The sequence below is a fragment of the Streptobacillus ratti genome (genome assembly GCF_001891165.1).
Classification (GTDB): Bacteria; Fusobacteriota; Fusobacteriia; order Fusobacteriales; family Leptotrichiaceae; genus Streptobacillus; species Streptobacillus ratti.
The window spans coordinates 1-382 of the sequence record NZ_LKKW01000089.1 but is presented as its reverse complement, the minus strand read 5'-3'; the positions used below and the strand labels follow the sequence as shown (position 1 = coordinate 382).

Sequence of the window (382 nt, the reverse complement as noted above, 5' to 3'; positions counted from 1 at the left end):
CTCCTGGTCTATCCAGCGCGCCCGTCAAGGGGAGCAGGCCTACTGGGCGACGGTGGCCCTGACCGCGCTGCTGGGACAGCTCGGCACCCCGGGCGGCGGCCTCGGGTTTGGCTACGCCTGCACCAACCTGGCGGGCGCGGTGCGAAAAGCGTTTTCCGGCCCACGCTTACCCGCCGGGGCGAATGCGGTGGACAGCGTTATCCCGGTGGCGCGGCTGTCCGATATGCTGCTGCACCCGGGAGAAACCTATGAGTTCGACGGTCAGCAGCGGCGCTATCCCGATATCCGTTTAGTCTACTGGGCGGGAGGCAATGCGTTTCATCATCATCAGGACATCAACCGACTGTGCGAGGCCTGGCGCCGCCCGGAGACGGTGGTGGTG

At 66.8% G+C, this 382-nt stretch carries 1 protein-coding gene; it reads left to right on the top strand.

What is annotated here, in order from left to right; translation table 11 throughout:
• Nucleotides 1-382 (top strand): molybdopterin-dependent oxidoreductase (locus tag BT993_RS06905; RefSeq protein ID WP_158007941.1); only part of this gene is annotated, 382 nt, incomplete at both ends.